Raw genomic sequence first — 5,925 nt, forward strand, 5'->3', positions numbered from 1 at the left:
CAGGTCGGTGTCCGCGATCTTCTCGCGAAGTGGTCGACGCCGACCGCGATGCGGGCTGCCGGTAAGACCCGGATCCGCAACACGATCAAGAAGCGCTCACCGCGGCTCGCTGCCAAGATCGAGGAGGCATTTCTTTCCCACCCTCTCGGCAAGGTCCTGGTGACTCTCTGCGGGTTCGGTCCCAGGACCGGAGCACGAACCCTCGCCGAGATCGGTGACCCGACCCGCTTCGCGAACGGCTCACGCCTCGCGTCCTACGCCGGACTGTCGCCAACCGACTGGCGATCCGGAAGCTCAATCAACGGCGCGTTCCAACACCGAGGCGGCAACCACCGCCTCAAGAACGCCATGTTCCTCGCAGCATTCGTCGCGACCCAACACGACCCCGACGCCCGCGCCTACTACCAACGCAAACGCGCCGAAGGAAAGCAGCACAACGCAGCGGTCATCTGCGTCGCACGAAGACGCTGCAACCTCATCCACGCCATGCTCACCACCGCCACCCCCTACGACCCATCACGGTCGAAGAAACTCGCAGCAGCCGCTTGACAACAAGACAGGAACACCCCCCCCCCGTTCCGTTCCGGCCGAACAGGTGTCGAACGATCAGCCCGCCACCACACGCGAGGTCAGCGATGCGAGACGAGAGCTCCGGCGCGACGAGATCGAATTGGCCCGAGACAATCGACCTTCGGCTCGGCCAACGGCACGAGTTCGCTGTCATACGCAGCAACAGACGGATCCCCATCTTGTTCACCAGACATCAGCATCAACTCCACCGGCGACCAATTCCCTGCACGATCCTCTCAGACGAGAGGGTCCGCGGCCACTCGCCATGCATGCGTTATCCGAGCCAGTTGGTCCTCCGCCCTCCACCACGCGCTCGACCGGCGCGTGCTCTCCCCACATGAGCACCTTCATTCGGTGTACCGATCGGTGGAGTAGTGCGGCGGAGCAACCGTGCGAAGTGTCCCGCCCATTGCCAATGGTCGGCCCTGAGCGAGGGGGCGCACACGGCAAGCTCGTCGACGCCCCCACCCCACCGCTTACTCTGGCGAAATGACGGAGCCAGTTCCACTTACGACGTCACACGCCATTGGTGTGTCGACACCCCCGGTCCACGATCTCACGATCGGAGACCTGCTCCGCTCAGCCGCCGCAGCGGCACCTGATCAGCTCGGCTTGATCGAAGGTATCCCACTGGGTGACGGAGCGGTCCGTCGTCAGTGGACCTACGCCGAACTGCTCGCCGACTCCGAACGCACAGCTCGAGCGTTGCTCCACCGGTTCGCGCCAGGGAGCCACATCGCCATCTGGGCACACAACATTCCTGAATGGGAACTCCTCGAGTTCGGCTGCGCGTTGGCAGGCATGGTGATTGTCACCGTCAACCCGGCGTTTCAGCGACACGAGTTGCAGTACGTGCTCACACAGTCGAAGGCAAGGGCAATATTTGTCGTGCCATCACATCGCGGCAACGCGATGCTCGCCACGGCTCAAGGCGTCCAGGCCGACTGCCCCGAACTCCAAGACATCATCAGCTTCGACGACTGGGACGACTTCCTCGCCGGAGCCGATCAGTTCACCGGCGAACTCCCCGAGGTCGCTTCGACCGATCCCGTCATGTTGCAGTACACCTCGGGCACGACAGGATTCCCCAAGGGCGCACTCCTGCATCACCGAGGGCTCGTCAACAACGGACACCATTTTGTCGACCGGCTCGGCATCGACGATGGCGACGTGTACGTCCAGACCATGCCCCTTTTCCACACGGGCGGCAGCGTGGTGGGTGTCCTTGGCTGTGTGTCGAAACACCTCACGCAGGTCCTTGTTCGCGAGTTCGAACCAGGGCTCGTGATCGAACTGTCCCAGACATACAAGTCAAACACCATGCTCGGTGTGCCGACCATGCTCGTCGCCATCCTCGAACATCCAGACTTCGCCGGTGCCGACCTCTCGCCACTCAAAGCCCTCTGCTCCGGCGGCTCACTCGTTCCCGAACATCTCGTGCGGACCTTGGAAGAAAAATTGGGTGCTCCATTCACGATCATCTTCGGTCAGACCGAATGCTCACCGGTGTCATCGATGACGCGGCCAACCGACACGATCGAAGACAAAGCTGGCACCATTGGCCTACCAATGCCGAACGTCGAGGTGCGCATCGTCGATCCCGAGTCGGGCGAGACGCTGCCGATCGGCGAAGTCGGCGAGTACCTGACTCGCGGCTACCACGTCATGCACGAGTACTTCGAGATGCCAGAGGCCACCGCGGAGGCCATCGACACCGACGGCTGGCTCCACACGGGCGACCTCGCGGCAATGGACGATCGCGGCTACTGCACCGTCGAGGGCCGCCTGAAAGACATGATCATTCGCGGCGGGGAGAACATTTACCCCAGGGAACTCGAAGAGCTCCTTTTCGCGCATGCTGCCGTCGGCGAGGTTGCTGTCGTCGGTCTGCCTGATGACAACTGGGGTGAGACGGTCGGTGCCTTCATTCGACCGGCTCCGGGCGCCGCCGTCGACAAGCAGCAGCTGTTCAACTACCTGCGTGAGCATCTCGCACCGCACAAGACACCTCGGCAGTGGTTCGCCGTCGACGAGTTTCCCTTCACAGGATCAGGCAAGATTCAAAAGTACAAGCTGCGTCAGCAGTGGATCGACGGCGAATGGAACGAACTGTGAGTGACAGCGAAGAACACATCGGCATCGCCTACGCAACGGCGGAGAGGTTTGAGCAGCCCGTCGATATCGCATACGACGGGTCATCGACGCAGCGCCCAGTGCGTGCTCCGCAGGTCGCCGGTGCGCTCGATCAGATGATGGGCGGCAATCCGCCGCCGATGGACGAAGACTGCCTGCAGCTCAACGTCTTCACGCCTGCCAGCGACAACGGGTCTCGACCCGTTCTCGTCTGGATTCATGGCGGGGCCTTCACCAACGGCACGGCGCACATGCCGTGGTACGACGGAACAGCGCTCGTTGAACGCGGCGACGTCGTGGTGGTCACGATCAACTACCGCCTCGGCGCCCTCGGCTACCTCGGTGACACGAACTGCGGAACCCTCGACATGGTGTCGGCATTGCGCTGGGTCCAGCGCCACATTGCCGATTTTGGCGGCAACCCGGACAACGTCACAGTGTTCGGCGAGTCAGCCGGTGGGGCAGCCATCGTTGCCCTGTACGCAACACCGGCAGCCGATGGTCTCTTCCACCGGGCCTGGGCGATGAGTCCGTCGGTCCTTCAGCTCCGAACATCGGACCAGGCCGCTGAGTACCAGCGCACATTCCTGGACCTGCTCGGTGCCGACTCGCTCGCGGCAGCGAAGGCCGCTTCACTCGACAGCATCCTCGATGCGCAGAACCGCATGCCACTCAGCGGCGCGGGGCTCAAGAACTTCAGCCCCGCCGAAGGCTGCAACAGCATCCCCGATCCAATTCTCCCTGTCGCTGCAGCAGATCAGCGGCCACTCGTGATCGGTACAACCCGCGACGAGATGCTGCTGTTCACCACCTTCGATCCATCACGTGCTGGCTGGACCGACAACGAAGTCGACCGCCAGTTCTCCAAGCGGTTCGGTGCCACGTCTGATGAAGCAGTCACCGAGTACCGCCGGCTCCGGCCCGGCACCAATCCGAGCCAGCTCATCTCGGCGATGCAGACCGACGAGATGTTTCGCGTGCCAGCGCAGCAGCTCGCCGCCGACCGCACAGCGGCCACCTGGATGTACCTCTTCGATGCCCGGTCGACCGCGTTCGGTGGCGTACTCGGCAGCTGCCATGGTGGTGACATTCCGTACATGTTCGACAACCTTGACCAACCGGGCGTCTCGATGTTCCTCGGCGACGATCCGTCCCAGAACGTTGCTGAGCACTTCAGCGAGGCACTCATCGACTTCGCCCGGAGCGGTGAGCCACATTGGCGCAGGTACGACAAGGATCAGCGCAACACGCAGATTTTCGGTACGGACGCCGGGGTCGTGGGCGACCCCGAAGCCACCATTCGCCTGCTGTGGCACTCATGATCAACCTCCCATTTGGGTCGATCACCGACGTTCCCGGCATCACCGTCGGGCACCATCAACGAGTGGGTCACGGCTGGCAAACGGGCACGACTGCGATCATCGTCAAATCGGGCGCAACCCCAGGCGTCGATGTTCGCGGTGGTGGACCCGGGACTCGAGAAACCGATGCCATTCATCCGCAAAACTTGATCCAGGAGATCCACGGCATCTGCCTCACCGGCGGAAGCGCCTACGGCCTCGCGGCGGCACACGGCGTGATGGAATGGCTCGAAGGTCGGGGCCTCGGGTTCCCGATCGGGCAGATGAACGGGTCGCCCCAGGTCGTCCCAGTCGTTCCCGCTGCAGTGATCTTTGATCTCGGCCGTGGCGGATCGCCAACCAATCGACCAGATTCGACATTTGGGCGCAAAGCAGCCGCTCATGCACGGCGCTCCCAACAGCGATGGGGCTCAGTCGGCGCGGGAACCGGCGCCCGCGCCGGAGGGTTGCAAGGTGGCGTCGGAACCGCTTCGACGACAGTCAGGCTTCCCGAGAGCGACATCGAAATCACCGTCGGCGCACTCGCCGTTGCGAATCCGAACGGCTCCGTCATCGATCCGACGACCGGGCTGCCCTGGGAGCCGAGCGGTGCCCGGCTCCGCCGACCGCCAGCCGATGAACGACGTGCACTCATCGCTGCACTGACCGGCCAGGCCGCACTCAACTTGAACACGACGATCGGCGTCGTCGCCACCTCGGCACGACTCGACAAGGCAGAAACCTCGAAGATGGCCTCGGTCGCCCACGATGGTCTTGCTCGCGCCGTGCGTCCGGCACATTCAATGACCGACGGCGACACGATCTTCGGCCTCGCCGTCGGTGACACCGAACTCCTCTCATCCGGGAGGCATGTTGCCCTCAACGTCATCCTCAAGGCCGCCTCCGAGACCTTCGCGGCGGCCTGCACACACGCCATCCTGGCGGCATCAACAATCGGGGCGGCTGTTGCTTACTCCGACGTGTGCCCGTCGATCTACCGTTCCAGCCGATGATCACGTTCTCCTCCCCCGCGGACATGCGTGCGTGGGCCGACCAACAGCGCTCCACCGGCAAGACCATCGGGTTCGTGCCCACAATGGGGGCGTTGCACAGCGGGCACGCCGCACTCATTGCCGATGCCGCACGACGTACCGACCTCGTGGTCGTATCAATTTTCGTCAACCCGTTGCAGTTCAACGAGTCCACTGATTTCGACAGCTACCCACGCCCGATCGACGACGATCTCGCGGCCTGCGACGCTGCCGGTGTTGCCGCCGTATTCGCCCCCACAACTTCTGCGATGTACCCGCCGGGCTTCCAGACGCGCGTTCTGCCGGGCTCGCTCGGCGACGTGATGGAAGGCCCCAGCCGACCTGGCCATTTCGAAGGCGTCGTCACCGTCGTGGCCAAACTGCTCGGTGCGGTTCGACCGCACGTTGCAATCTTCGGGCAAAAGGATTTCCAGCAATTGCGGATCATCACCCAGATGGCTGCCGACCTCGAACTCGGTGTCGAGATCATCGGCCACCCGATCGTCCGCGATCCGGATGGCCTTGCCCAATCGAGTCGCAACGTCCGATTATCCGCCGATCAACGCGCCGCGGCGATCTCAGTACCCCACTCGCTCGACGCAGCAGTCCGATCAGCAAACGACACCGACAACGTCGAAGCAATCGTGAGCGCAGTCCGCGCAGTCGTCATCGAGGAACCGCTCGCCGAGCACGAGTACACCACTGTGTTCGACGCAACGACTCTCGAAGCAATCGACACACTCGCGCCCGAGCACCGCTTCGCTGGCAAGGTACGCATCGCCACCGCTGTCTGGTTCGGCGACGTCCGGTTAATCGACAACCGCGACCTCTTCTCCGCCTGAACTGTCACA

5 protein-coding genes are annotated in these 5,925 nt (G+C 63.3%); all 5 read left to right on the top strand.

The genetic code is table 11. The features are described from left to right. Window positions 1–549, top strand: a 549-nt coding sequence (locus tag ACH2EI_RS16765; RefSeq protein WP_395154717.1) for a transposase, incomplete at its 5' end; no start/stop codon positions are given. Window positions 550–1,059: 510 nt separating this feature from the next. After that, a complete protein-coding gene (locus ACH2EI_RS16770; RefSeq protein WP_395154718.1) occupies window positions 1,060–2,685 on the top strand; it encodes an AMP-binding protein in 1,626 nt (541 codons plus the stop codon). Next, the gene (locus ACH2EI_RS16775; protein WP_395154719.1) at window positions 2,682–4,025 is read left to right on the top strand and encodes a carboxylesterase/lipase family protein; all 1,344 of its coding nucleotides are present in this window, start codon (window positions 2,682–2,684) and stop codon (window positions 4,023–4,025) included. Before ACH2EI_RS16770 ends, ACH2EI_RS16775 begins: the two co-directional genes overlap by 4 nt. Beyond that, window positions 4,022–5,056, top strand: coding sequence for a P1 family peptidase (locus ACH2EI_RS16780; RefSeq protein ID WP_395154721.1), 1,035 nt, complete (start codon window positions 4,022–4,024; stop codon window positions 5,054–5,056). Before ACH2EI_RS16775 ends, ACH2EI_RS16780 begins: the two co-directional genes overlap by 4 nt. Next, on the top strand, window positions 5,053–5,916 hold the full coding sequence (gene panC / locus ACH2EI_RS16785; protein ID WP_395154720.1) for a pantoate--beta-alanine ligase: 864 nt from the start codon (window positions 5,053–5,055) through the stop codon (window positions 5,914–5,916). The genes ACH2EI_RS16780 and panC overlap by 4 nt, the downstream gene beginning before the upstream one ends. The last annotated feature ends 9 nt before the right edge of the window (window positions 5,917–5,925 follow it).

The sequence above is a fragment of the Ilumatobacter sp. genome (genome assembly GCF_041688325.1).
In the GTDB taxonomy this organism is placed as follows: Bacteria; Actinomycetota; Acidimicrobiia; order Acidimicrobiales; family Ilumatobacteraceae; genus Ilumatobacter_A.